The sequence below is a fragment of the Microbacterium sp. HMWF026 genome, from assembly GCF_003061325.1.
Taxonomy (GTDB): Bacteria; Actinomycetota; Actinomycetes; order Actinomycetales; family Microbacteriaceae; genus Microbacterium; species Microbacterium testaceum_E.
In genome coordinates this window covers 1-1,295 of the sequence record NZ_QAJB01000158.1, presented here as the reverse complement: position 1 = coordinate 1,295, position 1,295 = coordinate 1, and the positions used below count along the sequence as shown (strand labels likewise).

Below are 1,295 nucleotides of genomic sequence, written 5' to 3'. Positions count from 1 at the left end.
GCCTATGCGGCGGGCGAGCTCGGTGGCGGTGGAGGATGCCGCTGACGCCAGAGCGCCCGCGTCGCGCGAGGGGCCGTCGGCCGGCCAGGTGACCGCCACGGCTGCGGCGGGCCACCCGGCGTGGTCGAGCACCGCGGCGGCGACGGAGCGGAATCCGGGAGTGACCTCGCCGTTCTCGCTCGCGAAGCCGTCCGCCCGCACGAGCCGGAGCACCTCGCGCAGCTCGCGCGGGGTCGCGGGCCCCGAGTCGTGTCGTCGGGTGAGGGCCGTGGCATCCGGGAACAACGCCCGCACCTGCTCGCGGGGGAGAGCCGCCAGCATCGCCCGACCCGTCGCGGTCAGATGGGCGGGCAGGCGGACGCCCACGTCGGTCACGAGGGCGGGGCGGCGCGGGGCGCGTTCCTCGACGATGTACAGCACGTCGCGCCCGGCGAGCACGGCGAGGTGCGCGCTCTCGCCGACGCGGTCCGACAGGGCGGCGAGCAGCGGCCGGCCGAGGCGGGCGAGCGGCTGCTGCCGGGCGTAGCCGCCGCCCAGCTCGAACGCCGCCGTGCCGAGACCCCACCGGCGGTCGCCGGGCAGATGCACGACGAAGCCGTGCTGCTCGAGCGTCGCGAGCAGGTGGTACACGCTCGAGCGCGGGATGCCGAGGGTCGTCGCGATCGTCTGCGCGGCCATCGGGCCGGGTTGGCGGGCGAGCAGGGTGAGGATCCGCAGCGTCTGATCGGCGGCGGGGACCTGCGGTCGCGGAATGTCTGGCATGACAGACACAGGATGCCAGAACCCCGTCGTTCCGCGACAGCGGACGCGGTGGAATCGCTTCATGCACACGAGCGTCACCGTCGGATCCACCCCCCTCACCCCGCGCGAGGTCGTCGAGGTCGCGCGCCACGACGCGCGCGTGGTCGTCGACGCGGACGCGCTGCGGCGCGTGGCCGACACCCGGGCGCTCATCGAGGGACTGGCCGACGACCCGCAGCCGCACTACGGCATCTCGACGGGGTTCGGCGCACTGGCCACCACGTTCATCGCCGAGGACCGCCGCGCCCAGCTGCAGGCCAGCCTCATCCGCTCGCACGCCGCGGGCACCGGGGCCGAGGTCGAGCGCGAGGTCGTGCGCGCGCTGATGCTGCTGCGCCTGCAGACGCTCTCGACCGGGCGCACCGGCGTGCGGCCCGTCGTCGTCGAGACGTACGCGGCGCTGCTGAACGCCGGCATCACCCCGGTCGTGCGCGAGTACGGCTCGCTCGGCTGCTCGGGCGACCTCGCTCCGCTGTCGCACGTCGCCCTCGCGG

The 1,295-nt window shown here is 75.5% G+C and carries 2 protein-coding genes; one reads left to right on the top strand and one right to left on the bottom strand.

The window, feature by feature from the left end; all coding sequences use genetic code 11:
* The coding region (locus DBR36_RS06815) for an IclR family transcriptional regulator (protein ID WP_108318151.1) at positions 1 to 762 on the bottom strand (762 nt) is incomplete at its 3' end.
* 61 nt (positions 763 to 823) lie between these two features.
* On the opposite strand from DBR36_RS06815, the gene DBR36_RS06810 reads away from it, so the two are divergent.
* Positions 824 to 1,295, top strand: a 472-nt coding sequence (locus tag DBR36_RS06810) for an aromatic amino acid lyase (protein ID WP_181373511.1), incomplete at its 3' end; no start/stop codon positions are given.